Genomic DNA, 25,932 nt, shown 5'->3' on the forward strand with positions numbered 1-25,932 from the left:
CCGTTTGCATTAGTTCAGGTTAAACCGGATCTGAACGCCGCCCTGTGTGACGGCTCGCCGGAAGGAATTCGATACCAGCGGATCGTTGACCATCCGGTCGATGTACACCCGGAACGTCAGCTGCTTGCTGGCGTTATAGGTGACACTCGGGTTGAGCTGGAAGAAGAGGTTCCCGGCTGTCGGCGTGGTTTCGCCGTCCAGCTTCCGGATCAGGTTTCGCTGGTCGCGGTAGGCTACCTTGCAGTCAAACGTCAGCTCGTTTTTCAGGTGGATGGTCCGCCCGCCGAACCGGAAGCGGACGTTCTGACGGGTAAACCCGACGTGCCCGACAAACTCCTTGTTATTGACTTCATTGACGGAGACGTTGGAAAGGTTAAGTCCCACGTTCCGGTCCTGGTTGTATTCAAGACCGCCGGAGATCCCGTCTTTCGTCCGGAACTGCACGCCCGCGAGGGGAGAGAACCGTTCCACAAACGAAATCACACTCATCACGTACACGGGTACAAACTGGTTTTCGGCGTTGACCTGCGTCGCGAACGGGTACAGCGGTGCGTTCAGGGCTACGAAAGCCGCATCGTAGTCGAGCGATGAAACGAAGTTCCCCACGTTATACGTGCTCGAGTAGGAGTGGCTGATCTGTATTTGCGAAAACCGCTTCTTGAACCAGGGAACGTTCGTCAGCCCGTTGTAATTCAGGCGCCAGTTTGGCAGCGGAATTTTATAGAAAGGCGAGAACTTCACTTTCTGCGGGCTCTTTCCGGAATACGCTGCAAAGAAGGCCGGAATCAGTACATCCTGTGAATTGAGGTTGTAGGCGTCGCCGGCAGGGTTCGCCACTTTCAGTCGGTTGAGCAGAATTTCCCGGTACTCCTTGAACCGCTCGAAGTTGGCCGAGAAGTTCTCCTTGTTCGTTTTTTCGAAGGCCGTCAGGAACGACAGGTAGCTCATGGAATAGTTTCCTGACCGGACGGGCGACTGGCTTTCAAACACGCCGCCAACCGCTCCGGGCCGGAAAAATTCCTGGTAGTTGTCGGACCGGTTCCAGCGCATATCCACGAACATCTTGAAGTCTTTCCACGGCTCCAGATCCGTTGTTGCTTCGAAACGTTTGGTAACCGACTGCACGAACGGCTGGTTTTGGACAGTACTCCTCGTCAGCCAACCTTCGTTCGCTCCCCGGTGCCGGATACCTGCGTCCTGGCTGCCCAGGATAAACTGATAGCCGGGTACGCCGCTGCGGTCGCCGAAGAATTGCGGCGTCGGCAGGAAGCCCGGCAGGATCGTGGATTCCTGAATCGCATACGAATACCGGATACCCCGTACCGTCAGCAGCAGACGGGAAACGCTCTTGAGGAAAACGTTGGATTCCCGTTCAATCTCCTCGAAATCACCCGGGCTGCGGGCAATATCCCGGCGCGGCGCACGCGGGGAGTTGACCCAACGGAGTGCTTTTACCTTGTTGTACAGGGCGACGAAGTCAATACGGCCCGTCAATACCCGCTCCCGCTGGTTCTGGATGATATTTCCAAACGGGATATTGAGGGAATCCTTGATACCATAGCTGTTGGCCTGGAACTTGTAGGTAACGTTGTACTGTACCTGCGCCGTCATCCAGTCGGTAAGCGGAAACTTGTTGAGCGGTATCTGCCAGGTATTCGTAATGCGCTGTTCGAAGTTCTTCATCCGGCCAAAATGGCGGAGGCTGTTCCAGACTGAATCCCGTTTCTGCTGAGTATCGAGCTCGCCATAAGGTTCGTCGATAATGGCCTGGGCTGTAGCGTTGTACTGGGCATTCCAGTTTTTCGAGAAGTTCCAGTTAAGCCCATACAGACGGTTGAAGAGCCAGTACTTTTCAAACAGCGGCGTAACGCCTTCGGTCGACAGGTTGGGTTTCCCGGCCGTCGACCCCGTGAGGGCATTCCGGTACTGGGTTTTGATAAAGCTACGGTCCATATCCGCCCGGAATGTTACGCTGTTCGGAACAGGCGTGAAATTGAAATCCTTGATGAGCTGGAAAATATGGCTGTCATTTTTCCACTTTTTAAAAGGCTCCCAGGGTTTCGGCGCGGTAGTGAAGGCGTAGTTGATCCCTCCCCGGCGGGAAAGCTGCCGGTACTCCGCCATCGTGATACTCGACCGGACGGCATCCGAATAGGCATACGTGAAGGAGAAGTTTTCGATGTCGTAGAACTGAGCCCGGCCACTCGGGTTGACCCGTATCTTCCGGACATTGGAAAAGTTGAACGACTTCCGCATGGTATTCTCCTCCACCATTTTCCGGTAAGCAGCGCGCTCCGACGGCGTCATGGTACTCAGCGAAAGATCGAGCGGCATGTCGGGGTCGAGGGGATTGAAGTGCGGCTTGATGTTCGTCCGGTCGTAGCTGAAGTAGAACGGAATCTGCAGGCCCCATTTCTGCGGCAGCAGCTTGTCCAGGTTTACGTTGGTGGCAATACCGAAAGCCGTCGAGTTACTCTGCGAGCGCTCCGAAATCCGGGTTTCCACCCCGCCGAACCCATAGGTTTTGATCGCCCCGGTGAGCGTTACGGTGGCAAAGTCGGCGAGTTTGATATCTGCCCGGGCAACGGCCGCATAGCCGGACTTCTGATCGAAGTCCGTCGCATGGAACTCATCCAGCCATACGCAGAAGGATTTGGATTGCCCGTCATCTGATTTCGGATTTCGTACCCCGAGCATGATGACCTGCACTGCCGATATGTCGGGGTTACCGTACACGGTGATGCGGTATTTGCCGTCGTCCGAGTCCATGACAAACGGGATCGTCGTGATACCTCCGGCTTTGGCCCGTTCATATTTGGCTTTCCGGAGATCATCGATCGCAAAATCAAACTTGTTATCCGCCGGCCAGATGAGATTCGCATCCGCGGCCGAAACCGGGATCTTGGTTGCAATCAGACTCTTGACTTCGATTTCGTAATAGTTGTCCTTGAAATCAGTGCCGAGACGGATAAACGCAGACGTTTTCCCGTCTTCGTTGGCTGAATTGTCCATGTGGACAGACATTGTCAACCGGCGGTACTGGTTCAGGTTGTAGTTGACGACTTTGTAGGCGGCCTTCGAATTACCGTCACGGAGGTCTGTCACACAAAGGCTGAGAGACTGCTCGTTCAACTGTGCGTTGTTCAGCGTCGTAATGTCGCGGTCGCGCTCGTATCCCGGAGGAACTACGTATGGTACCGATCCGGCGCCCTTCGTGCCCGGTCCGTTTTCTTCAATGCTGACGGTCGACAGCTTGAAGTTATCATCTTCCGGCTCCGGTACTTCGCCGATACCCTTCGCATTGAGGTCGTAGGGATACTTCCGGTACTGGAAGCCTGTCAGCTGGAACTGGGCGAAGCGCAGGACAACCGGTTGCTCAAAATCCGTCATCACCAGACGCATGAAGCGCATGGATTTGTAACCGGTGATATTACCTACTGACCGGGACGGCTTCCGGATCTCCACGCGGAACAGGTACCACTTCGAGCTGTCGGCAGCTACGGCTTCGTCCACGATGTTGTTTACCCCGATGCGGAACTGGTCCGGCCGGACGGGGATTTCATATTCGTAGTAAGCCTCGGTTTCGTTGACGGTATTGTCGGTGTTGAGATCTTCGGAATCGGGGAGGTTGGTCGACGACGGCGTGACGGTATTTCCCTTCGCGGTATTCGGCGGAGAGTTGTTTTCCATCCCCATGAAGTTCTTGTACCGCTGGATAATCGACCAGTTCTTCTGATCGGCTTCCGTCGTCAGGTAGTAGGAGAAATCATCGTTCGACGGGTCATTGGTAATCTTTTCAATCGCCTCGGCATCGCTGACCTTCGGCCGTACCTGATCGAGGTAGCTCTTGAAAAACCGCTGCTCGTCGGTATTGTTCAGCCCGTCCAGACCGATGTCCTGCCTGGCGATGTTCTCGTTGTCGAAGGCGTTGATGACAAACTGGCTCTTCGTAACCCGTCCCCAGGCCGTCGAATCGACATTGGCACCGGTACCCTGAGAGACTATCGTACCGGTAGGCATCCCGTTTTCAAAGCCGAAACGGCTGTCCGGAATCACGTCTTCCGAAATATCGCCGAGGTGGATGAGGAGCTTTCCGCCGGTGGTGTTTTCCTGGTTGAAAATACCGTCCTGTACCTTGCTCAGTTCCGTATTGGTCGGGCTCTTAGAGAACGGGCTCATCATCCAGAACTCAACAATTTCGATGTTGGAGTTATCAAAATCGTTGTCGGAAGTGATCGCCCGGGTAATGGCCCCGAAGTTCTGTTTCGGGTTCCGGAGCAACCCGCGGGTATCCAGATCCGGGTTGTAGTTGTACATCCCGCGTTCGGAGGGGAAGTATGAAATATCGAGGGTATTGAGCGGCAGGTTGTAGTTCTGCAGGGCTTTTCCCTTGAAAATTTCCTGAGGAAGGAACTGACGGACAAAGAAGTTCTTCACGTCCAGGTTGGAAGGTACGAGCCCGGTTCCGAGACCGCCGGCGCCGTAAAACGTCTGGTCGATGTTGTACACCGAAATCTTCGCCCGGCGGTAGGCATACTCCAGCGGGTTCGACGGCGTACCCTTCGGAAAGCCGTCGGGTGTGGCGCCCAGCCGCCAGCGGATGGGCTGCCGCGTGAAGTCGTAAGTAGTCCGCGTACCTTCAAAATCGTCGATGTAGCTGCGGTTCTGTGCCCGGGGAGTCACGCCCGGCAGCAGTTGCGCATATTCGCCGGAGAAGGCAATGGTCGACATTTCCTTCGTCTGAATCAGCGGAAGCGCATCGAGCGCCCGGGTCAGGAATGGCGCGTCTTTCTTCAGGTTGGCGTCAAAGCCGAACATGAAGTTGTTGACCGGTTCGTTGCCGATCGCTACCCGGCGAAGGTTCCCGGGAGTACTTTCCCGGAGGTTCATGACCGTTGCTCCGACGTGAAAATCCCTGTCGATCCGGTAGTCAAACCGGCCGGCGAGCAGCGTCCGGACCTGGTTGTTGAACATATCGGGCGTTTCCCAGCTTACCGTGATTTCCCGGCCCGAAGCCATAAGGGACTCGTTGAGAATACGGACGGCGCCGTTTTCAACCACAAAGTCGGTTCCGGCGGTGAGTGCCGAACCGCCGGCGGTTACCTGAACGGTTTTTTCGTCGACGCCGAAGCCCAGCTGAACCGTCGCGCCATTCGCGCCCTGGTAACTACCCTTGATATAGAACTTGTTCTTATCGGCCTGTTGAGTTGCGTCGGTTTGCGTACCGCGATACAGCGTAGTTTGTACATATTTTTCGACAAGCGCGGGGTCGTTGTTCAGTTGCGACCGCATCGTCGAGCCAAACGGTTCGAGGACTGGAAAGATAATCCGCCCGTTTTTCGCGTCGATGGTGATATCGTCGACGAAGTCAAAGTTTCCGTCCGGCTGCGCATCGCCCATCTGGTTCAGGTGGTCAAGGTTCATCACCTGCAACAGCGGCACGCCCTTGATATTTCCTTCCTGAAGGGAGGGGTTATCCACACCCGTGATGTCGTCCTTGTAAATGACGCGCGCCTGGAACCCCTGCTTCTGCACGCTGATAATGCCGCCGGTATAGTTCGTGACGCTGTTGTTGCTGCTGGCGGCCTGGGCGCTGAGGGAATAGATGTTTTTCATCATCAGGTCCCACATCGGCAGGCTGGTATTGTTCCGGATCGTGGAGGATTTCAGCAGTTTGAGGACCAGTACTTCATCCTGCGCCCGGTTCTGATAGTCTTCCGTCAGTTCCCCAACCTTGTATTTCCGGCCTTGATAGGTGTATTCGAAGGCGACGGCGATGATTTCATCGTTCCGGATCGGCGTAATCAGCGACAGGTAGCCGAGCTGCGCGTTGAATTTGAATTCCCGGTCGCTCAGCTTCCGTGCGCCGCGGAGAATGTCAAAATCCGCTCCGCGCACATATTGCCTGGTTTGCAGCTCATTGGCCACGTTGTCGATCTGACGGACGTTCGCATTCTGTGCGACGTTGTTATACAGAGCGTTGACGCCGTTGTCAGACGGCGACCCTGTCGACCCGTTAATCGGCTGAACCAGCGGCGACGTCTTGTTATAGGGATTGCCTTCCCCAAGGTCAGCGAGACCTACCAGGTTCCGGAGCGTTTCCGTGTTCTGGGAACGGTTCGTGACATATACCTCTACCCGCGTGACATTCACCCCGGAGGTAATCATGGGTAGCTGCTTCAACGACCGTTCGTAATTCTCCCGGAAGAAATGGCTCAGAAAGAAGTGCCGGTTTTCGTCGTACAAGTCTTCCCGGATCTCAAAACCCTTGTTCAGCGCCCCGCCTTTCAGGGTGATACTCTGACGTTTGGAGCGTTGCTGAGCGGCGACAATGTTGACGTCCAGCTTTCCGAACCGCATGGCCACGTTGGCTCCGAAGAGGTTTTCTACTCCTGGAATGAGCTGGCTGTTGGTCCGGAAACTGGTGTTCCCCGCCTCGATTTTCTGGATAATATCTTCTTCCTGATTCCGGAAGCCGAGCTTGAGCTTGTTCTCGAAGTTAAAGGCTGCCTTCGTGTCGAAGTTGGTGTTGAGATTCAGCTTGTCTCCGATTTTTCCGGCGAAGTTGAGGGCGATGTTCGGCTTGAAGTCGAAATACCCCCGGCGCCGGTTGGCTACGGCGACACTGGGGTTATCCGTGGCTTCATGCTTGTAAAACATGTCCAGCGTTACGGAGCCGTTCGGCAGGAAGTCGATCAGATTGGAACCGAAAATCCGGTCGAGAGACGGGTCCGACAGCTTGATCTGCGGAAACAAACCCCGGCCTGAAATTTCACTTTTCCCGCCCGAGCGCGCCGCATACTCGCGAAGCAGCTGCTTGTAGGAAGCGTCGTTTTGAATACGGAGATAATCCTCGAGGGAGATGTTCTCGCCGGGACGGTACGGAACAGTCCGGTCGCCTACCCGAAACTGATCATAAACGCTGATTTTCTGCTGTTCCGGATTAAACCGAAACTGGGTTTGAAGGTCTTTTGGATCACGGGGAACCAACGGAGACTGTGGAAGCCTGTAACTAAAACGGGTGGCCAGTCGATCGGTCACTTTGAGGAGCGGGCGACGGCCGGTTTTCGTACGGTAAAGAGTATCCTGTTGGGTTGAATCGGTGGGGACGACCTGCGCCTCGGCGGCAGCAGACGTCACCCCAATAAGCAAAAAAGCCCGTAATACACGCGGGACCGATCTCCTGAGCCTGACTGGAAAGTCTGACAGTCGAACGGGTTGGGGAATTCGCATTGTTAGGTAGAGTATCCTTCGCAATTGGCTTTAGACAGACTGGGTATATTGGACTCCAGGGGGCAGGAGCCTGATTTTCGCCACCTTGTAACGTCCAAAATAGGGGCAAAATTGCAAAAAAAATAGGTTCCGGCGGGTCTTCCTTCGAATTATGAAAAGATAACCCCCCGAAACCTGTATCATTTTTTGCCGTTCTCAGCGGAGCGACAGCTTAATTAATTCTTCGACAGTCACATCCGGTTGCTTTTTCAGGATAGTTTCAACCGACTTTTCGGCAGCCGGGCGCGGAATACCCATGACCACCAGCGCGGAAATGGCGTCGTTCCGAACGGCCGATGAGCCGCCCGTCAGCAGACTGGTCTGCGTGGTCCCTCCCGTCAGGGATTCCTTGCGCATTTTGTCTTTCAGTTCGAGGATTACCCGTTGGGCGGTTTTCGCACCGATGCCCTTGATGCCCTGAATGACGCGGAGGTCTTCCGCTGCGATCGCCTGTTTGATTTCTGCCGCAGACAGAGAAGACAACATGACGAGCGCCGTATTCGGACCAATACCCGAGACGCTCACGAGGTCCAGGAAAAGCTGTTTTTCACCCGGCTCTGCAAAACCGAAAAGGACGTGGGCGTCTTCCCGGATAGCCAGATACGTAAACAGGCGGCATTTTTCCGGAATCGCCGGAAGCGCCGAAAAAGTCTGCAGGGAAATACGGACTTCATAGCCGACGCCCTGTACATCTACAATGGCATACGCCGGTTCCTTGTAGGTCAGTTTGCCGTCGAGGTAAGCGATCATGAGTAAACTGGTTGAATGGGGAGGGTATCCCTCCGAATGAAAAAGCCCTTCGGGGAGAAGGGCTTTAAATATCAGATAATGAGCAGCTTTTGTCCGGGTCTGACTTCATTTCCCTTGATACCGTTGATCTTCTTGATCTTGTCGATGGAAATGCCGCCGTACCGTTGCGAGATCTTCCAGAGCGTATCCCCGCGCTGTACCGTATGATACTTGCGGGCCTTGCTCAGGCGCTCCGACCGCGGCGAGTTGCTGACTTTCGCAACCTGGGCCGAGGAGGCGGGTACCTCTACCAGCTTGTATACGACCAGCTTCTGTCCGGGGTGAATTTTGGCGCGACGACCGAGGCGGTTCCAGATTTTCAGGTTCCGGCCGTCGATGTCGTACTTATGCGCGATGGAAACAAGTGATTCGCCCCGGCGCACACGGTGAAGGAATTTTTTGGAGGTAGTCCGGACCGGTTCTTCTTCCTCGTCTCCGAAATCGCCGTCGTCACGCGTTTCGGAAGCAGCCAGCATAACCTTGTCGTCGTACGGCAGGCGGATCGCCGAGTCTATAACCGTCTGGCGGTGCGCGTAGAAGTACTTCAGGTCATTTTTCGGAAGACGCAGGGGAAACTGGCGCGTATCATTCGGCAACACGTCCGTCAGGATATGCGGGTTGAGTTGCCGGATTTTGTCGTAGGGAATTTGCCCGGCAACGGCCAGCGTCTTGAGATTCAGGTACGAATTGACGTGAATGGTATCAAACGAGGCCTGCCGCTGAACCGAGTCGGGGCGGATGCCGTGATCGTCTGCATAATGCATCATATACACGATCGCCGCGTATTGCGGGACGTATCCGCGGGTCTGCTTGTGCAGGTAAGGATAGACGTTCCAGTATCCTTTCTTCCCGCCGGAACGGCGCATCGCGCGGAGTGCATTGCCGGGGCCGGTATTGTAGGATGCCAGCATCATTTCCCAGTCGTAATTGAAGATACGGCCGAGCTGCAGGAAGTACTTGCAGGCTGCTTCCGTGGCTTTGTAGGGATCGAAACGTTCGTCGACATACTTGTCTACCCGAAGCTTGAAGTCGATCCGCGCCGTGCTGGGCATGAACTGCCAGAGGCCGCCGGCGCCGGCATAGGAAATGATCGTCGGCTCCAGCCGGGATTCGATCAGGGAAAGATATTTCAGCTCGTCGGGGAGGCCGTACTGAGCGAGGTATTTCTCAAAAATGGGGAAGTAGAGGGCCTTCCGCTCCAGCATCGTTTTGACGAAGGAAGGCTTGCGGACGGCGAAGAACTCAACGAACTGATGCGTGACATCGTTGTGCGTCAGCGGAATCTCCTTCTCCAGCTTGGCCATGCGATCATGGACAACCTGAAAATCCACGTGAGGAATAGTGTCCTGCGGGGAAGCAACGGTTTTCGTTGAATCGGTTTGTGCTCCAGCGGAACAAATCGAAAGAGTGGCGGTCGCCAGTGCGACGGTCAGGATTCGAATTTGTTTCATCATGTTGTGTTAGGCAATTTTCCGGAGCATCGCTCCTACAACTCACTAAACATATTTCGTTGATCGAGTGGGGACAGACAGGCTGACCCGCTCTGTTCCGAACAGAGCCGGCCGGGTTGACTGCACTTTTGTTTCTTCAGATAGGTACTTCTTCGCTGGCCTGGACGAACTGCTCGAGGTATCGGGCAAAGGCAAGCAGCTTTTCTTCCTGAAAGGCGCCTGCCAGCACCTGGATTCCCACCGGGAGGCCCTGTTCGTCCGTTCCCAACGGAAGCGAGATAGCAGGTACACCCGTCACATTGGCCTGAACGGTAAAGATGTCGGCCAGAAATGTTTTGATCGGGTCGGAGTTTTCTTCTCCGAGGGGGAAGGCAACCGACGGCGTGGTAGGATAGAGGAGAAAGTCATACTCCTGGAAATGCCGCTCGATTTCTTCCTTAATCAAACGCCGGACCCGCTGGGCTTTGGTGTAATAGGCGTCGTAATAATTTGCACTCAGCACAAATGTACCCAGCAGAATGCGTTTCCGGGCTTCGGCTCCCAGTCCCTCGGTCCGCGAAAGACGGTAGAGGGAATCCAGGTCGTGCGCCTTCGGACTGCGGTACCCGTAACGTACTCCGTCATACCGGGAGAGGTTCGAACTAACCTCGGCCGTCGTCAGGATGTAATAGGTAGGCAGGTAATAATGAGCCAGGGGAAATTCCACCGGCTCTACGGTATGTCCTTCCTGCCGGAGGCGTTCGATCGACTGGCGGAGAACCGCCTTGACCGATTCGTCTACTCCTTCAGAGTCAAGACTTTCGCGAAAATAGCCAATTTTTTTGGAACCGTCTATGGAAAGGTACTGAGAATACGACGGAACGGGCCATTGGGATACCGTACTATCCTGCTCGTCTCCCCCGGCCATGATTTCCAGAAGCAGCGCGGCGTCTTCGACACAGCGCGTAATCGGGCCGATGGTATCGAACGAAGAGGCATAGGCAAGCAGCCCCCAGCGGGACACGCGCGAGTAGCTGGGTTTGAGTCCGACTACCCCGCAAAACGCAGCCGGCTGCCGTACCGAACCGCCGGTATCCGTTCCGATCGACGCAAAACAAAGATCCGCCTGTACCGCTACGGCCGAGCCGCCCGACGAACCACCGGGTACCCGCGTGGTATCGGCAGCGTTGAGCGTGGGGCCGTAGGCCGAGTTTTCGTTGGAAGAGCCCATTCCGAACTCGTCGCAGTTCTGCCGGCCGATGATGATGGCATCTTCGTCGATAAGCCGCTGAATCGCCGTCGCCGTAAACTGGGACACAAATCCTTCCAGAATCTTGCTTCCTCCGTGCACACCGTGCCCGGCATAGCAAAGCAGGTCCTTGATCCCGATGACCATACCGGCAAGCCTGCCGGCAGTACCATTCGCCAGGCGGGCATCCACTTTCGCTGCCCGGGAGCGGGCTTCATCGGCGTAGGTAGCCAGAAAGGCATTCAGGTGAGACGTGGATTCAATACGGTCCAGGTAATACTCCACCATGTCCCGGCAGGAAACAGTACCCTGACGAAGATCATGCTGGAGGGCGCGGAAAGAGGAATAGTACTTCAAAACAGAAACAATCTGGAGATATCGGTAAAAAACAACAAAAGGGCATAGCCGGATCGGCTAAGCCCTGTAGTGTCAACGACGAAGGTTATTTATTGGCTTCTTCGCCTGCTTTTTCAATTTCGTTGCGAACGTCTTTGCTGGCATCCTTGAACTCACGGATTCCTTTTCCCAATCCCCGCGCGAGTTCCGGAATTTTCTTGGCTCCGAAGAGGAGAATGAAGGCAAAAATAATCAGGGCGATTTCGGGCCCACCGAGGCTAAACGCCAAAATTGATGCCATTTCCATGTCAGATTCTTTTATAGTGACGGTAAAATTAACAGTTTCGTTTTATAACTCGGCCAATGCGGCAGGGTTTTGTTTTCCGAAACGGCCCTTCTCCGGGGCTATTCTTCGGTCTCCAGCGGCACAGCCTGTTTTTTCTCCCACTGCCGGAAACGCTCCAGATCTTCGGAGATCGCTTTGAACAGCCAGAGGATAAGCGCAACGTCGTCCGTCAGTCCGATGATCGGAAGTAAATCCGGAATTACGTCGATCGGACTGACGAAATAAATGAGTACTGCAATCGTGAGTACCAGGCTTTTCCATGGAATCTCCCGGTAATCTCCGCGGGCATACGAACGGAGTAGCCGTCCGAGCAGCCCGACCTTCTCCTGTACCTGGCTCACCACGCCATTTGGCGAAGTATTGAGCTTCTGGAATACCTGCGCAAGCAGCTGCAGGATCACAGCCGGATTTTTGGCAGTATGCCCCGCTTTGGAACGGGCGTTCCGGAAAATCACAGAGTTCAGAATCCGGTTCAGCAGATTGGTTTTTTCAGCCATTGAGTATGTTGGATAAGACAAACCCGGCGCCGGTAGCGGTGCCGGGTTGTGCCCTAAAAAACGCCTGCCTGACGCTTATTGTTTCATGTGACCGTCGACCAACCGCCAAATTGTCAGCGGATTGGCTTCCCGGAGCGCTTCAGGCAGCAAAAAGTCCGGAAAATCCTGGAACGTCACCGGGCGCACAAACCGCTCGATCGCTTTGGTGCCGACGGAAGTAGTCCGCGCGTCTGTCGTCGACGGATACGGCCCGCCGTGCGTCATCGCATGGGATACTTCCACCCCCGTCGGAAATCCGTTGAGGACGATCCGGCCGACTTTCGTCTGCAGGATATGAAGCAGGTCTGCGTATTCCCGCAGGTCTTTCTCTGTGCCGTGAACAGTGGCGGTCAGGTGCCCGCCGAGCGACCGGGCAAAGGCATACAAATCGTCGGTCGACTCCGCCCGGAGCAGTACCGACGAAGGGCCGAATACTTCTTCTGTCAGGTGGTCGTCTTCCAGTGCCGCAGAAACGGAGGTTTCCAGGACGACGGGTTTGACCTGGCGGTCATCGTCTGTCACTCCGGCGCCGAGAACCGCGGCTTTCTCCGTCAGGTTTCCGATCCCGGCAAGGTATGCCTGGCGTATGCCTTCGGTCAGCAGGTAGCCGCCTTTGGTCGCCGCGAGGAGGCGCGCGGTTTCATTCGCAAAATCCTCCTGGTCCGGAGGCAGTACCGCGACGCCGGGATTGGTGCAGAACTGCCCAACACCCAGCGTAAGCGACTGGATATAAGCCTGTGCGAGGCCGGCGCCCCGCTCTTTCAGTATATCCGGAAGGAAGAAGACAGGGTTTGTACTGCCCATTTCGGCATATACCGGAATAGGCTCCGGTCGGCGTGCTGCCGCGTCGAACAAGGCTTTTCCTCCCCGGAACGAACCCGTAAAGGCAACCGCTTTGACAGCAGGGTGCTCCACCAGCGCCATGCCCGGCGTAGTACTCACGCCGTGTACCATGGAAAATACGCCTTCCGGAAGAGATAACCGGTTTGCTGCGCGAACGATGGCTTCCCCAACCAACTGGCAGGTACCCGGATGGGCCGGGTGCGCCTTGAACACAACCGGGCAGCCGGCAGCCAGTGCCGAAACCGTATCCCCACCGGCTACAGAAAAGGCCAGCGGAAAATTACTGGCGCCAAAAACAGCTATGGGGCCAATAGGCAGCAGCATCTGCCGGAGGTCCGGCTTCGGCGCAGGTACGCGGTCGGGCAGGGCATGATCGATACGTGCCTGTACCCATGAACCTTCCCGGAGGAGTTCGGCAAAAAGCCGGAGCTGTCCGACGGTCCGGCCCCGCTCGCCGGTGAGGCGGGCTTCCGGAAGCGCGGTTTCGGTACGGGCTATCTGAAGCAGGGGATCTCCGAGCGCAAGGATTTCTTCGGCGATGGCTTCCAGAAAATCAGCCCGGGCCGCAGCCGATAGCCGGCGATACGGATCAAAGGCCTGCTGCGCGAGGGTAACGGCCTGGTCTACTTCCGCAGACGTAGCTTCGGTGTAGGCCGGTCCGGCCGGCTGACCCGTCGCCGGATCATACCCGAAAAAAGTATGGGTACCCTGATTGGATGTTTGATAACCAATGAGTTGCATAGGACGGAAGAGAGAAGAGAATCAGGCTACCTCATTGACGAGGGTCCCGATGTCTCCGATGGTGATGTGTATTTCGTCGCCCGATTGAAGGGTGAATTCATTGGGGGGAACGATGCCGGTACCCGTCATGAGGTAGGCTCCGTTGGGGAAAGACATTTCCCGGAAGAGGAACTCGGCCAGTTCAGCAAAACTGCGTTTGATCTGACTGACCTGTGTGGTGCCTTCGAAAGCAGGAACGCCGTCGCGGCGGATTTCGAGGCGGATGCTGGTATCGGGCGAGAGGGGCTCGTCTGTGACATAGAGACACGGACCGAGCGAAGCCGCGCCGTCGTATACCTTCGCCTGGGGCAGGTACAGCGGGTTTTCGCCTTCGATACTCCGGGACGACATGTCGTTGCCGATCGTGTACCCGGCCACTTCGCCGCGCCGGTTGAGAAACAGCGTCAGTTCCGGTTCGGGGACGTTCCAGGTAGAGTCCTGCCGGATGCGGACCTTGCCGCCCGTCGGCACTACCCGCTCAGGAGTACTTTTGAAAAACAGCTCAGGCCGCTCGGCGGCATACACGCGGTCATAGAAAGTGCCTCCGCCGGCATCCTGTGATTCTTCCATCCGGGCCGTGCGGCTCCGGAAATAGGTCACGCCGGCTGCCCAAACTTCCTGGGAGCCGATCGGCGCGAGTACCTGGGCAGAAATGTTTTCTTCTGCCTGCGCCGTCCGGATTCGCTCGCGGCAGGCAGCCGCCAGGTGGTCCTGGTTGACGAAGGCGTCCCAGTTTTCATCGGAAAGAAGGTAATACCGGTTGTCGTGCTCAAGCAGCACACCGGAAGAAGTGCGGAACAGTTTCATGATTCAGAGGAATAAAGAAAGCCCGCCTCCCGGCCGGGCTTTCGTGATAAAGAATGTCGTTTCATGCTTTGGAAGCCTCCCAACGACTACGGAAAAAAACGGAAAACAGGCTATTTCATCTGGCGAACCCAGCGAAGTGTATTCCGGGAGTTATCAGTCTCCTCCTCCGGCGTTTCGGGTTCCGGGAGCTTGCCTTTGGGCGTTTTTTTTTCCAGCTCCGCTTTCAGATCCACCAGAAATTTCCGCAGCTCCAGCAGGGAATCTACCAGGGCAGAATTGTTCTCTTGTTTGAATTCTTTATTCTCGAGGTACTTACGGGCACCTTTCAGGGTATATCCTCTCTCCTCGACCAGCTGATAAATAATCTCCAATTGCCGGATATCTTCCTTCGTGTACATACGATCTCCTCCCCGGTTCCGCTTAACCTTGTTTTTCAGCGTCGGGAAGTTGTCCGTCCAATACCTCACTTTCGAGATATCGAAAGAAAACATCTCAGCAACCTCACGGATAGTATAATAGCGTTTCTCGTCCGTCATGTCCGCCACTTAGTTAACGTTGAAGGTGTTGCATCACAAACCCCAAACAGCCACAAACCCAGCAGGCTCCGTCCCGACAATCGTCGTCACAGGCTCGCACCGCAGGGTCTGAGGGTATAAAAACACCGGCCGGATGACCGGTTCAAACGCTTAAAATTGTTTCATTTTTGTGAAAAAACGGCGAAGAATTTCCCTTTAATTTTTACTTTTTTTTTAACGGGTTGGTTCTCAACGGCTAAAAATAATTCCCTATCATCCCTCGCGAGATTTATCCGCCCTTTCGCCCTGAGGGATTTTTCGGTTACCTTTGCGCCCTCAAATTGAACGTGGTTCGCCTGTTTCAACAAAAACAGGCATACAGAATATCCCCATGACTTCCAGAGAGATACGGCAGGCTTTTCTCGACTTTTTTGTGTCCAAGGGGCACCTCATCGTTCCGTCGGCTCCCCTCGTAGCCAAGAACGATCCGACGCTGATGTTCAATAATTCCGGAATGGCCCAGTTCAAGGACTACTTCCTCGGAAACGGAACACCCCCGTCGACCCGCATCGCGGATACCCAGAAATGCCTTCGCGTTTCCGGTAAGCACAACGACCTCGAGGACGTAGGCTTCGATACCTACCACCATACGATGTTCGAAATGCTCGGTAACTGGTCGTTCGGTGATTACTTCAAAAAAGAAGCCCTGCACTGGTCCTGGGAGTTGCTGACAGTAGTCTATCAGCTTCCGAAAGACCGGCTGTATGTTTCTGTCTTCGGCGGCGACGAGAAAGACGGCGTACCCTTTGACCAGGAAGCCTTCGATATCTGGAAGGAAATCCTCGGCAGCGAAGACCATATCCTGCTTGGAAACAAGAAAGATAACTTCTGGGAAATGGGCGAAGTAGGCCCCTGCGGCCCCTGCTCCGAAATCCACATCGACCTGCGTGATCAGGCTGAGGTAGACCGTGTGCCGGGTAAGTCGCTTGTCAATGCCGACCATCCTCAGGTAGTCGAAATCTGGAACAACGTCTTTATGCAGTTTGAGCGGAAAGCCGACGGCTCTCTTATCCCGCTGCCCGCACGGCACGTTGATACCGGCATGGGCTTCGAGCGGCTTTGCATGGCGATCCAGAAAAAGCAGTCGAACTACGATACAGACGTTTTCTCCGGAACAATCGGCTTCGTCGCCAATGCCTCCGGCAAGAAATACGGAGAGGAAAAGTGGGCGGACATCGCCATGCGCGTTGTTGCCGACCACATCCGGGCTATTGCCTTTGCTATTTCCGACGGGCAGCTGCCGTCCAACGTCCGTGCCGGATACGTCATCCGCCGGATTCTGCGCCGCGCAGTTCGTTACGGCTATACGTACCTGGGCTTCCGGGAGCCGTTTCTCTACTCCCTCGTACCACTTCTGGCCGAACAGTTCGACGGCGTATTTCCGGAGCTGAAAGCCCAGCAGGATTTCGTGGCAAAGGTCATCCAGGAAGAAGAGGCGGCATTCCTCCGCACGCTGGAAAAAGGCCTGACGCTGCTCGACAAAATCCTCGTTCAGCAGCCGGGTGAAGCCGGTGGTGTGATCGACGGCCAGACGGTCTTCGAGCTCAACGATACCTTCGGATTCCCGGTGGATCTTACGGCGCTCATCGCCCGCGAAAAAGGATTTACGATTGACGAGGCCGGCTACCAGAAAGCCCTCGCCGAGCAGAAGGAGCGCTCACGCAAGGATGCCGCCACCGAGAAATCAGACTGGATCGAACTGGCGGAAGCCGGCAAGACGGTCTTCCTTGGTTACGATCAGCTGGAATCGGATTCAGTGATCCTGCGCTACCGGAAAGTGGAAGCAAAGGGCAAGACGCAATACCACGTGGTACTCGACCGGACGCCGTTCTATGCGGAGTCAGGCGGGCAGGTGGGTGATACCGGTCGGCTGGAATGGCCGACGGCCTCCCTGATCGTCGTCGATACCAAAAAGGAAAACGACCTCAGTATCCACGTCATCGAAGACGAAGAGTTTGAAGAAAAGCTGAAAGCGCACGGTACCCGTGTGAAAGCGGTAGTCGACGCGCACCGCCGCAAGCTCATCGCTTCCAACCACACCGCCACGCACCTGATGCACAGCGCGCTCCGTGAAGTACTCGGCGCGCATGTGGCGCAGAAAGGCTCGCTTGTGAGTCCGGACGTGCTGCGGTTCGACTTCTCACACTTCACTAAAATGAGCGACGAAGAAATCGCCCGGGTGGAAAAGCGTGTCAATGAAAAGATCCGCGAGAATATTCTTCTTCAGGAAGACCGCAATGTTCCGATCGAAGAGGCGCGTCAGCGGGGTGCTACGGCATTGTTCGGTGAGAAATACGGTGATTTCGTACGCGTTATTACGTTCGATCCGAACTACTCGGTCGAATTGTGCGGAGGTACCCACGTACCGGCAACAGGCGAAATCGGTCTGTTCAAGATTACTTCCGAAGGTTCCTCTTCTACGGGCGTTCGCCGGATTGAAGCGATTACGTCGGAGAAGGCCTTCCAGTTGCTGGAGGAACAGGCAGGCCTCCTCGCCCAGCTCCGCGAACTGCTGAAAGGGCAGGATGTACTGAAGTCGGTGCAAACCCTGCTCGACGAAAAAGCGGATCTTCAGAAACGGGTAGAAACCCTGGAAATCGAGAAGCTGGGCAGCGTCCGCGAAGCCCTTCTTGCCAATGTAAAGGAAAGCAACGGCCTGAACGTGGTACTCGAAGAAGTCAGCGTACCCAACGCCGACGCCCTCAAGCAACTGGCTTACCAGCTCAAGGATAAGGTCGACAACCTGTTTTGTTTGCTCGTCGCAGACATCAGCGGCAAGCCGGCGCTGGCACTGATGATTTCTGAAAACATCGTGAAAGAGCGCGGCCTGAATGCCGGTCAGCTGATCCGTGACCTGGCGAAGGAAGTCAAAGGCGGCGGGGGCGGGCAGCCGTTCTTTGCTACAGCCGGCGGCTCCGATGTCAGCGGATTGCCCAATGTACTGAAGAAAGCAGCTACGCTGATCTAGTATTTTCTAGCGAATAGATCGCAAAACCCCGGGGCGAAAGCTCCGGGGTTTTTTAGTTAGTTGATCGATTAAATAGGCAATAAAAACAACCTGTTTACCTTCGGAATTGCTGAGTTATACCGGTATATTAATGATTGTTTTTCCTTACCAGTACCATTTTGCCTTTTTGTTCATTCTCCCAAAACTAAAAACCAGAAACTACCCGTATGAAACAGGTTTTTTTACTGCTATTGTTGTGTTTCGCTTTCACAGGTTTCGCCCAGACGACCGTGGTTACCGGAAAGGTGACCGGAACAAACGGCGAGATACTGGCGGGGGCGACGGTCGTCGAGAAGGGTACTTCCAACGGAACGACCACCGATGCGCAGGGCCGGTACCGGCTTACCCTGCTTTCGAAGACGGCCATACTGGTCGCCTCTTATGTAGGTTTTGAAAAACAGGAGATGGCGGCCCAGCCGACGCTTGATTTTGTCCTTCCGGAAGGAAACCTTCTGAACCAGGTGGAAGTAGTAGGTTCCCGGAGCCTGAACCGCTCTCCAACCGATACGCCGGCGCCGGTTGACATCATCGATATTCAGAAAGTGACGTCCCGGACCGGGCAGCTTGACGTTAACCAGCTATTGCAATATGCCGCGCCTTCCTTCAATTCCAACCGGCAAACCGGCTCGGACGGCGCCGACCACGTAGATCCCGCTTCGCTGCGCGGGCTGGGGCCGGATCAGACGTTGGTACTTATCAACGGAAAGCGCCGGCATCAGTCCTCACTCGTGAACCTCTTCGGAACACGCGGCCGCGGTAATACCGGTACTGATCTCAATGCCATTCCGGCGGCGGCGATCGAACGGATCGAAATTCTCCGCGACGGAGCGGCGGCGCAATATGGTTCCGACGCGATTGCCGGCGTTATTAACATTGTCCTGAAAAGTACGACCGGCGTCCTGGAAGCGAATGTCAACGGCGGCGCGTACCAGGCGAAGTACCGCTTCGATTCGAAGAAATTCGACGGGCTGAACTACAACGTCAACGCCAACTACGGCGTCTCGGTAGGGAAAGACGGATTTATCAACCTCACCGGCGATTTCAACTACCGCGATCATACCAACCGGGCGAATACCAACCCCGGTGACCTCGCGCGGCGTCAGTATGGCGATCCCCGCATCCAGAATGCGTCTGTGTACCTGAACGCGCGGATACCTCTCAGCGAAAAGACCCAGCTGTACGCTTTCGGCGGGTTGAATCACCGGAAAGGCGATGCCTATGCCTGGACGCGGTTTGCCGGTGATGACCGGAATGTACCGGCGATCTACCCCGATGGTTTCGACCCGATTATCTCCAGTAAGATCGAAGACCGGGCGCTGACCGTAGGCGTACGCCGGCTCATTGGCAAAGGCGATCTGGATTTTTACAATACGATCGGGCAGAACAAGTTTCACTACCTCGTCAACAATACCCTGAATACGTCGCTCGGAGCGGCTTCGCCGACGTCTTTCGATGCCGGCGGGTTTAAACTCCTTCAGAACGTAACCGGATTGCGGTACTCCCGCTTCTATAAAACCGTTTTGCAGGGATTCAACCTGGCCGCGGGCGCGGAATACCGGGTGGAGAACTACCAGATTTTTGCGGGAGAAGAGAAGTCTTACAAAAGCTATGTGCCAGGTGTAGCGCCGGGTTCGCAGGGCTTTCCCGGCTTTCAGCCGTCGGACGTCGTCAACAAAAACCGCAATAACCTGGGCGTTTACGTTGACCTCGAAGCGGACCTGACGAAAGCCCTTATGGTGGGTATCGCCGGCCGGTATGAACACTACAGCGATTTCGGCGGTACGATGAACGGTAAACTTTCCGCTCGCTACAAGCTTACCGACTACCTGACGCTGCGGGGAACGGCGAGTACGGGTTTCCGCGCGCCGTCTTTGCCCCAGATATACTTCAATTCGACGATTACCAACTTTGTCCAGGGAAAGCCTGTGGAAGTACTGATTGCCCGGAACGATAGCAAAGTGACGCAGGCGCTCGGCATCCCGAAACTGAAGCAGGAAACGTCTCAAAACCTCAGTTTGGGGGTAACGCTGAATCCGGCTGCGAATCTGTCGCTGACGGTGGACGGCTATCTTGTGAAAATCAAAAACCGGATTGTATTGACCGGACAGTTTTCAGATGACGACGATGTGATCGGAGAGGACCTGAAGGCGTTGGGAGTAGGGAAAGCACAGTTTTTTACCAATGCTATTTCAACGACGACGAAAGGGCTCGACGTCGTCCTGACGCACCGGATGCCGCTCGGCGCCGGGCATCTGACTACGTCGCTGGCGGCTAATTTCAACAAATTGACGATCGACGAGGTAAAAACCACGCCGAAGCTGGAGGGCAAGCAGGATATCTACTTTGACATCCGGGAGCGGTACTTCGTCATGGCTTCTGCGCCTCCGTCGAAAATCAACCTCGGGTTCGATTATGCCCTGCAAAAGTGGAATTTCATGGTGCGGCTGACCCGTTTCGGTGAAATCAAACTGGCCGACTGGAACTACGATCCTCAAAAACTGGACGTATATACGCCGAAAGTCACGACCGACGTAACGGTCGGATACCGCTTCTCGAAGCAAATCGGCCTGGCGGTTGGCGGAAGCAATGTCTTCAACGTCTACCCCTCCATGTTTACCCCCAGCCTCACCGAAACCGGCGGCGCCTGGGACCCGGTCCAGATGGGCAGCAACGGGGCATTCTGGTTCGCGCGGGTGAATTTGAAGTTCTGAGCAAAGGGCGTGGAGCAGGGGGCATCAGGCGATTCCCTCCCCTGCTCCCTGCCCTTTGCCCCATGCAAAAAAGAGACGGCTGCCTTTTTGGGAAGCCGTCTCTTTTTTATGCAATCTTACCCTCTGCCCTCTGCCCTACCCATACTTCTCCAGCTGCTTCACCAGCACTTCAAAGTCTTTCGGATAGGGAGCCTCGATTTTGACTTCTTCGCCGTTGAGGAGGTTGAACGTCAGGGAGTAAGCGTGCAGAGCAACGCGCTTCATGAGCGGCTGCTCGTCCGTATCTTTTTTGAGGTTGAAATTCCGCTTGAGCGCAGAGAGAAAGACGGGTTTGCCGCCATAGGTCGGATCCGAGACGATAGGCGCCTTCAGGCACATCAGGTGAATACGGATCTGGTGCATACGCCCCGTAATCGGCAGGCATTCGACGATGGTATATTGCCGGTATGCCTTCAGGGTGAAGAAAAGTGTCTCTGCTTCCTTGCCTTTGGTCCGGTCGATTTTTACGATACCGTCTTTCGGCAGCGCCAGAATAGGCAGGTAGACCGATTCTCCCTGGAAATCATGTACGCCATTGACGACGGCATGGTACCGTTTGACCGTCTCCCGGTGCTCAAACTGCATCGAAAGGTGTCGGTAGGCTTCCGGGTTTTTGGCAATAGCCAGCACGCCGGACGTTTCCTTGTCGAGCCGGTGGCAAAGCTGCGCATCGTCGGTATACGCCCGGGCCATCCGCAGGATACTCTGGGAGTTGTCGGCCTGGCGTTCGTCGAGCGACGCGATGTATGGGGGTTTGTTGATAACGATGTAGTCCTCGTTTTCGAAAATAATTAAGTCCTTAAAATCCAGTGGCTTCATGGCGCAAAGGTACGGCGAAGTTACCGGGAGGCAAGGCAGCGGCTCATTATTAAGGGCCGGGCGGGGATTACTTCCCGTACGGGTAATGGTTTTTTTCGGGACGGGCGGTTTCGCGGATGACGGAAAACCACGCAAATTCTGCATTTTGCCATATTTTCTGACCAATCCCTCTTCCTCGTTTCATGGACGCGTTCGAATCCCGCATTGACCTAAGTGAGTTATACCAGACAGTAGCCGATATCCGCGCAGAAGTAGGCAAGGTGATCATAGGCCAGCAAACCATGATCGATCTGCTGCTGACGGCGCTTTTTGCGGACGGGCACGTGCTCATCGAAGGCGTGCCGGGCGTGGCGAAGACCCTCACAGCGAAGCTGCTGGCCAAAACCATCTCCGTCGATTTCAGCCGGATTCAGTTTACGCCGGATATGATGCCGTCCGATGTCCTCGGTACTTCCGTCTACAGCCCCAAAACTGCGGAATTCGAGTTCAAGCCCGGACCGGTGTTTTCCAATATTATTCTCATCGACGAAATCAACCGTGCCCCGGCCAAAACCCAGGCGGCGCTTTTCGAAGTCATGGAAGAGCGGCAGGTAACGAACGGTGGCCAGACATTTCCGATGCGGCGGCCCTTTCTGGTACTCGCTACCCAGAACCCGATCGAGCAGGAAGGGACATACCGGCTGCCGGAAGCGCAGCTCGACCGTTTTCTCTTCAAGATCGTCGTTGGCTATCCGACGCTCGAGCAGGAAGCCGAAATCCTGAAGGGCCACCACGAGCGCCGGGTGACCGCCGAGAACGGCATATCCGCGGTGCTGTCTCACGAGCAGCTCGCTGCTCTGCGCGAAAAAGTCAGTCAGATTCTGATTGAAGACAAGGTACTGGCCTATATCGCACAGATCGTGCACGAAACGCGTAACTCCAAATTCCTGTACCTCGGCGCATCGCCCCGGGCGTCGGTTGCGCTGCTGAGCGCCACGAAGGCATTGGCTGCGATCCGTGGCCGGGATTTTGTCACGCCGGAAGACGTACAGGAACTTGCGGCTCCTGTCCTTCGTCACCGCCTGATTCTGACGCCGGAAAAGGAAATGGAAGGTACTACGCCCGACGACATCGTCGCCCAGATTCTCAAGAAAGTAGAAGTCCCCCGCTGATCTCAGCGGCTGAGGGAGCCGGGGCGATCTGCTTCCCGGCTTCCCCGGGTTTTGTCGGGCTCAGGTCCCATGATGACTTCCAGCGTCCCGCCGGCCAGAATTTCGGCGTGCGTGAGGTAGGTTCGGGTAAACGGCTTTCCATTGAGCATCGCCGACCGGATGTAGATATTCGTGTCAGACGTCCCTTTCGCCCGGAGCGTAAACGTCTTTCCATTTGCCAGTTTCAGGCTTGCTTCGGGGAAAACCGGACTGCCGATGACGTATTCCGGTCGACCGGGGCAGGCAGGATAAAAGCCCAGCATGCTGAAAGCCAGCCAGGCTGACATCTGACCGCCGTCCTCATTGCCCGACAACCCGCCCGGCCCGAGGCCGTATTCTTCGCGGATCAGCTTCCGAACCCAGTATTGCGTCTTGTAAGGCTGCCCGCCCCAGGCGTAGAGGTACGCCGTGTGGTTGCCGGGTTCGTTTCCATGCCAATAGTATCCCTTCGAAAACATGGTGTCCAGTTTGGCATTGAAGCGATCGGCGCCGCCGATCTGCCGGATCAGTCCGTTCACATCCTGCGGAACAAACCAGGTATACTGTGCCGGCGATCCTTCTGTAATGAAACTGGCCCGCTGGGCAAACGGATCGAACGGAGTAATCCAGCGACCGTCGGCATACCGGCCACGCGCCCAGCCGGTTACCGGGTCAATAACATGGCGGTAGTTCAGCGCCCGCGTGGCCAGTTGCCGGGCGTCGTCGGTTTTGCCAAGCGCCGTGGCGAGTTGCGAAAGGCAGAAGTCATCGTACGCATACTCCAGTGTACGGGATACCTGCTCCCGCCGGTGAAATGCCTGCCAGACGGAGTCCTCCAGCGGTATATAGTTGTACTTCAGGTAGCTTTCCATACCCCGGCGACCTTTGCCGGAGACATAGCTCTTCCAGTCCGGATTGGCCTCAAAAGCATTTTTCCGGAGATAGGCATAGGCCGATTGTACATCGAAATTCCGCACACCTTTGAGGTAGGCGTCTGCAATGGCCGACTGAACGTGATCGCCTACCATCGCTGCCGTATACTGATTCCAGCAGGGGAAAATGGGCATCCAGCCGCCCTGTTCCGCTTTCTTGGTGAGCGATTGCATCAGGCTGGCCGAGCGTCCGGGTTCCAGCAATACATGCAGGGGCAACCCCGCCCGGAAGGTATCCCACATGCTGAAATCGCAGTAGTAGTCATATCCTTTGGCGACATGGATAGTCGTATCATCCGCAAAGCCGGGGTATCGGCCATCCACATCGGAAAAAATGCGCGGCGTCAGTTTGGTGTGGTAGAGTGCTGTGTAGAAAAGGGCCTTGTCGTTTTCGGAACCGCTGACGAGTACCCGGCCCAGTTCCTTGTTCCAGGCTGTTTCAGAGGCTTTGCCGATGGCATCAAACCGGGTGTCGGGGATTTCGGCGTCGAGGTTGCGGCGCGCGCCGTCAAGGTCGGTAAACGACGTGCCGACCCGGGCCGTCACCTGCAGGCCTGCGTTATCCGCAAATTCCAATACTGCGCCTACCTGCTTCCGGTTTTGGGTACTGCCGGAGGCTGAGCGGGCCGCCGAAAGTGACGTACCTTCAAACGTCTGTACCTGCCGGAAGGGCTGATCAAACCGGATGACGAAATACCCGCTGAACCCGGCCGACTCTCCCGAACCCTGGTAAATACGGTGCACCGGATTGTACCCCACTACTTCGTTTCGCTCCGGATGCACTTCGATAAACCCTTCGCCCTCATCACTATTGGGTTCTGCCAGCACGAAATGCCGGTCTTTCTTCCCGAAACGGAAACGCAGTATACCTGCCCGTTTGGTAGCGGTTAGCTCTGTTTTTATTTGATAATCAGGTAATTGAATGGAATAATAGGAGGGCGTGACGATTTCTTCTTCGTGGGAAAAGCGGGATTCCGGTTTGGTTGTCGGTATGCCGGAAAACGGCATCAGCGTGACCGTCCCATAATCCTGCACACAGGAGCCGTTGAGCCAGTGCGTGCCGCGGAAGCCGTTGATTTTGGTATCCGTGTAATAGTAAGGGACGATACACTTGGTTTCGGTACGCCGGGTTTGCGGCGTCCAGCTGGTCATCCCGTGCGGATGGCCGATTGCGGGCGCGATCTGGCCCTTGGCTTCACTTCCTGCTTCGCTGTGGCGGCGGGCCGATTCGGTGGTGCTCGGAGCCGAACCAATCAGGGGATTGACATAGCTGACCGGTGATTTTTGCTGACCGGCAACCGTGCCGGCAGTTATCAGAAGGAAGAAAAGAAAGCGCATGGGGAAACAGGGTTACCTCCGGAGAAGACCTTCAGACGGCCGGTAAACCCTGCATACCGGCCGTCTTTTCGCGTCAGTACCGGCGAAGGATCCGCTCGACTGCCGTCAGATAGCCACCCCCGAAGAGGTTGACATGCACAAAGAGCGGGTACAGGTTATACAGCGGAATGCGTTCCTGAAAGCCCGGAGCAACCGGGAATGCCTCGTAATAGGTCTGGTAAAAGGCCGGGTCAATGCCGCCGAACATAGTCGTGAAGGCTATTTCCGCCTCCCGGAGGCCGAAATAGGTAGCGGGGTCAACCAGTGCGACGAGCCCGTCGGCGCCCGTCATGACGTTGCCGCTCCAGAGGTCGCCGTGCAGCAGCGCCGGTTGCTCGTCGGGCAGCAGGCCCGGAAGTTTCTCACAAAGCCGGAGAAACTGATCGTGCAGCTTGCCGGTAATTTTCCCTTCGAGCAGGGCTTGTCCGGCCTGTACTTTCAGGCGGTTTTCCACGAAAAACGAAATACCCGAAGGATTCCAGTCATTGTTCTGGGGAAGCGCGCCGATGTAGTTGTTGAACTCCAGGCCGTGCCGGTCGTTGGTAACCCGGTGCAGGCGGGCCAGCTTTTCCCCGAAGTCTACCCAGTAGCCGGGTTGCGCCGGACCGGATTCGATGAAGTCCATCATCAGGTAATTTCCGCCGCTGCGTTTTCCGTATCCATGAACCTGCGGAATGGTCAGGATACCGGTTTCCCGGAGCCGGTTCAGGCTTTTGGCTTCGCTTTCGAACATGCGATCCTGGTCGCCTTCGTTCCATTTGACGAAGAAGATGCCCTGCGCCGTCGCGACTTTCGCCGCCAGGTTGAAATTCCCGCAATAGAGAAAATGAAATTCCCGGACGTCCGGGCGCTGGCCCAGGGTATCTTCCAGGACACCTTCGATGAAGTGATATTGATCTGTACTTTGAAACATAG

The 25,932-nt window shown here is 55.7% G+C and carries 15 protein-coding genes; 3 read left to right on the top strand and 12 right to left on the bottom strand.

Features of this window, described 5'->3' with window-relative positions:
* Window positions 1-9: 9 nt before the first annotated feature.
* The 9 genes from sov to BLR09_RS09655 all read right to left on the bottom strand — a co-directional run bounded on the left by sov (window position 10) and on the right by BLR09_RS09655 (window position 14,924).
* Complete coding sequence (sov, locus tag BLR09_RS09615; protein WP_218126640.1) at window positions 10-7,140, bottom strand: T9SS outer membrane translocon Sov/SprA; 7,131 nt, start codon at window positions 7,138-7,140, stop codon at window positions 10-12.
* A 288-nt stretch (window positions 7,141-7,428) separates the two neighbouring features.
* Window positions 7,429-8,022, bottom strand: a complete 594-nt coding sequence (gene ruvA, locus BLR09_RS09620) for a Holliday junction branch migration protein RuvA (protein WP_093200951.1) — start codon at window positions 8,020-8,022, stop codon at window positions 7,429-7,431.
* A gap of 71 nt (window positions 8,023-8,093) precedes the next feature.
* The gene (locus BLR09_RS09625; RefSeq protein WP_176785505.1) at window positions 8,094-9,512 is read right to left on the bottom strand and encodes a lytic transglycosylase domain-containing protein; all 1,419 of its coding nucleotides are present in this window, start codon (window positions 9,510-9,512) and stop codon (window positions 8,094-8,096) included.
* A 136-nt stretch (window positions 9,513-9,648) separates the two neighbouring features.
* Complete coding sequence (gene gatA / locus BLR09_RS09630) at window positions 9,649-11,097, bottom strand: Asp-tRNA(Asn)/Glu-tRNA(Gln) amidotransferase subunit GatA (RefSeq protein ID WP_093200956.1); 1,449 nt, start codon at window positions 11,095-11,097, stop codon at window positions 9,649-9,651.
* Window positions 11,098-11,182: 85 nt separating this feature from the next.
* Entirely contained in the window at window positions 11,183-11,383 is a 201-nt protein-coding gene (locus BLR09_RS09635) for a Sec-independent protein translocase subunit TatA/TatB (RefSeq protein WP_093200959.1), read from the bottom strand.
* Between the two features lie 98 nt (window positions 11,384-11,481).
* Window positions 11,482-11,919 carry a YkvA family protein gene (locus BLR09_RS09640; protein WP_245689897.1) on the bottom strand — a complete coding sequence of 146 codons (438 nt, stop codon included), beginning with the start codon at window positions 11,917-11,919 and terminating at the stop codon, window positions 11,482-11,484.
* Between the two features lie 75 nt (window positions 11,920-11,994).
* A complete protein-coding gene (locus tag BLR09_RS09645) occupies window positions 11,995-13,542 on the bottom strand; it encodes an aldehyde dehydrogenase (NADP(+)) (RefSeq protein ID WP_093200961.1) in 1,548 nt (515 codons plus the stop codon).
* Window positions 13,543-13,563: 21 nt separating this feature from the next.
* On the bottom strand, window positions 13,564-14,388 hold the full coding sequence (locus BLR09_RS09650) for a fumarylacetoacetate hydrolase family protein (protein WP_093200964.1): 825 nt from the start codon (window positions 14,386-14,388) through the stop codon (window positions 13,564-13,566).
* Between the two features lie 110 nt (window positions 14,389-14,498).
* A complete protein-coding gene (locus BLR09_RS09655; protein WP_093201458.1) occupies window positions 14,499-14,924 on the bottom strand; it encodes a MerR family transcriptional regulator in 426 nt (141 codons plus the stop codon).
* 370 nt (window positions 14,925-15,294) lie between these two features.
* Between BLR09_RS09655 and alaS the strand changes: the two genes are divergently transcribed.
* Both alaS and BLR09_RS09670 read left to right on the top strand, forming a co-directional pair.
* The gene (alaS, locus tag BLR09_RS09665; RefSeq protein ID WP_093200969.1) at window positions 15,295-17,931 is read left to right on the top strand and encodes an alanine--tRNA ligase; all 2,637 of its coding nucleotides are present in this window, start codon (window positions 15,295-15,297) and stop codon (window positions 17,929-17,931) included.
* A 206-nt stretch (window positions 17,932-18,137) separates the two neighbouring features.
* Window positions 18,138-20,681 carry a TonB-dependent receptor gene (locus BLR09_RS09670; protein WP_093200972.1) on the top strand — a complete coding sequence of 848 codons (2,544 nt, stop codon included), beginning with the start codon at window positions 18,138-18,140 and terminating at the stop codon, window positions 20,679-20,681.
* Between the two features lie 135 nt (window positions 20,682-20,816).
* On the opposite strand, the gene BLR09_RS09675 is transcribed toward BLR09_RS09670, so the two are convergent.
* Window positions 20,817-21,539 carry an RluA family pseudouridine synthase gene (locus BLR09_RS09675; RefSeq protein WP_093200974.1) on the bottom strand — a complete coding sequence of 241 codons (723 nt, stop codon included), beginning with the start codon at window positions 21,537-21,539 and terminating at the stop codon, window positions 20,817-20,819.
* Window positions 21,540-21,721: 182 nt separating this feature from the next.
* Here BLR09_RS09675 and BLR09_RS09680 point away from each other — a divergent pair, with 182 nt between their 5' ends.
* Window positions 21,722-22,690, top strand: a complete 969-nt coding sequence (locus tag BLR09_RS09680) for an AAA family ATPase (RefSeq protein WP_093200977.1) — start codon at window positions 21,722-21,724, stop codon at window positions 22,688-22,690.
* A 2-nt stretch (window positions 22,691-22,692) separates the two neighbouring features.
* On the opposite strand, the gene BLR09_RS09685 is transcribed toward BLR09_RS09680, so the two are convergent.
* Window positions 22,693-24,978 (bottom strand): GH92 family glycosyl hydrolase, encoded by a 2,286-nt coding sequence (locus tag BLR09_RS09685; protein WP_093200979.1) that lies wholly within the window; start codon window positions 24,976-24,978, stop codon window positions 22,693-22,695.
* A gap of 73 nt (window positions 24,979-25,051) precedes the next feature.
* On the bottom strand, window positions 25,052-25,930 hold the full coding sequence (locus BLR09_RS09690; RefSeq protein WP_093200982.1) for a fructosamine kinase family protein: 879 nt from the start codon (window positions 25,928-25,930) through the stop codon (window positions 25,052-25,054).
* Between the last annotated feature and the right edge of the window lie 2 nt (window positions 25,931-25,932).

It is taken from the genome of Siphonobacter aquaeclarae (genome assembly GCF_900103285.1).
Taxonomy (GTDB): Bacteria; Bacteroidota; Bacteroidia; order Cytophagales; family Spirosomataceae; genus Siphonobacter; species Siphonobacter aquaeclarae.

What these genes read in the sequence shown, in the direction of transcription:
- BLR09_RS09635 (WP_093200959.1), bottom strand. Translation starts at nt 11,383, where the DNA reads ATGGAAATGGCATCAATTTTGGCGTTTAGCCTCGGTGGGCCCGAAATC.
- BLR09_RS09640 (WP_245689897.1), bottom strand. Translation starts at nt 11,919, where the DNA reads ATGGCTGAAAAAACCAATCTGCTGAACCGGATTCTGAACTCTGTGATT.
- BLR09_RS09685 (WP_093200979.1), bottom strand. Translation starts at nt 24,978, where the DNA reads ATGCGCTTTCTTTTCTTCCTTCTGATAACTGCCGGCACGGTTGCCGGT.
- BLR09_RS09670 (WP_093200972.1), top strand. Translation starts at nt 18,138, where the DNA reads ATGAAACAGGTTTTTTTACTGCTATTGTTGTGTTTCGCTTTCACAGGT.
- BLR09_RS09690 (WP_093200982.1), bottom strand. Translation starts at nt 25,930, where the DNA reads ATGTTTCAAAGTACAGATCAATATCACTTCATCGAAGGTGTCCTGGAA.
- BLR09_RS09655 (WP_093201458.1), bottom strand. Translation starts at nt 14,924, where the DNA reads ATGACGGACGAGAAACGCTATTATACTATCCGTGAGGTTGCTGAGATG.
- BLR09_RS09645 (WP_093200961.1), bottom strand. Translation starts at nt 13,542, where the DNA reads ATGCAACTCATTGGTTATCAAACATCCAATCAGGGTACCCATACTTTT.
- BLR09_RS09625 (WP_176785505.1), bottom strand. Translation starts at nt 9,512, where the DNA reads ATGAAACAAATTCGAATCCTGACCGTCGCACTGGCGACCGCCACTCTT.
- BLR09_RS09675 (WP_093200974.1), bottom strand. Translation starts at nt 21,539, where the DNA reads ATGAAGCCACTGGATTTTAAGGACTTAATTATTTTCGAAAACGAGGAC.
- BLR09_RS09680 (WP_093200977.1), top strand. Translation starts at nt 21,722, where the DNA reads ATGGACGCGTTCGAATCCCGCATTGACCTAAGTGAGTTATACCAGACA.
- alaS (WP_093200969.1), top strand. Translation starts at nt 15,295, where the DNA reads ATGACTTCCAGAGAGATACGGCAGGCTTTTCTCGACTTTTTTGTGTCC.
- ruvA (WP_093200951.1), bottom strand. Translation starts at nt 8,022, where the DNA reads ATGATCGCTTACCTCGACGGCAAACTGACCTACAAGGAACCGGCGTAT.
- BLR09_RS09650 (WP_093200964.1), bottom strand. Translation starts at nt 14,388, where the DNA reads ATGAAACTGTTCCGCACTTCTTCCGGTGTGCTGCTTGAGCACGACAAC.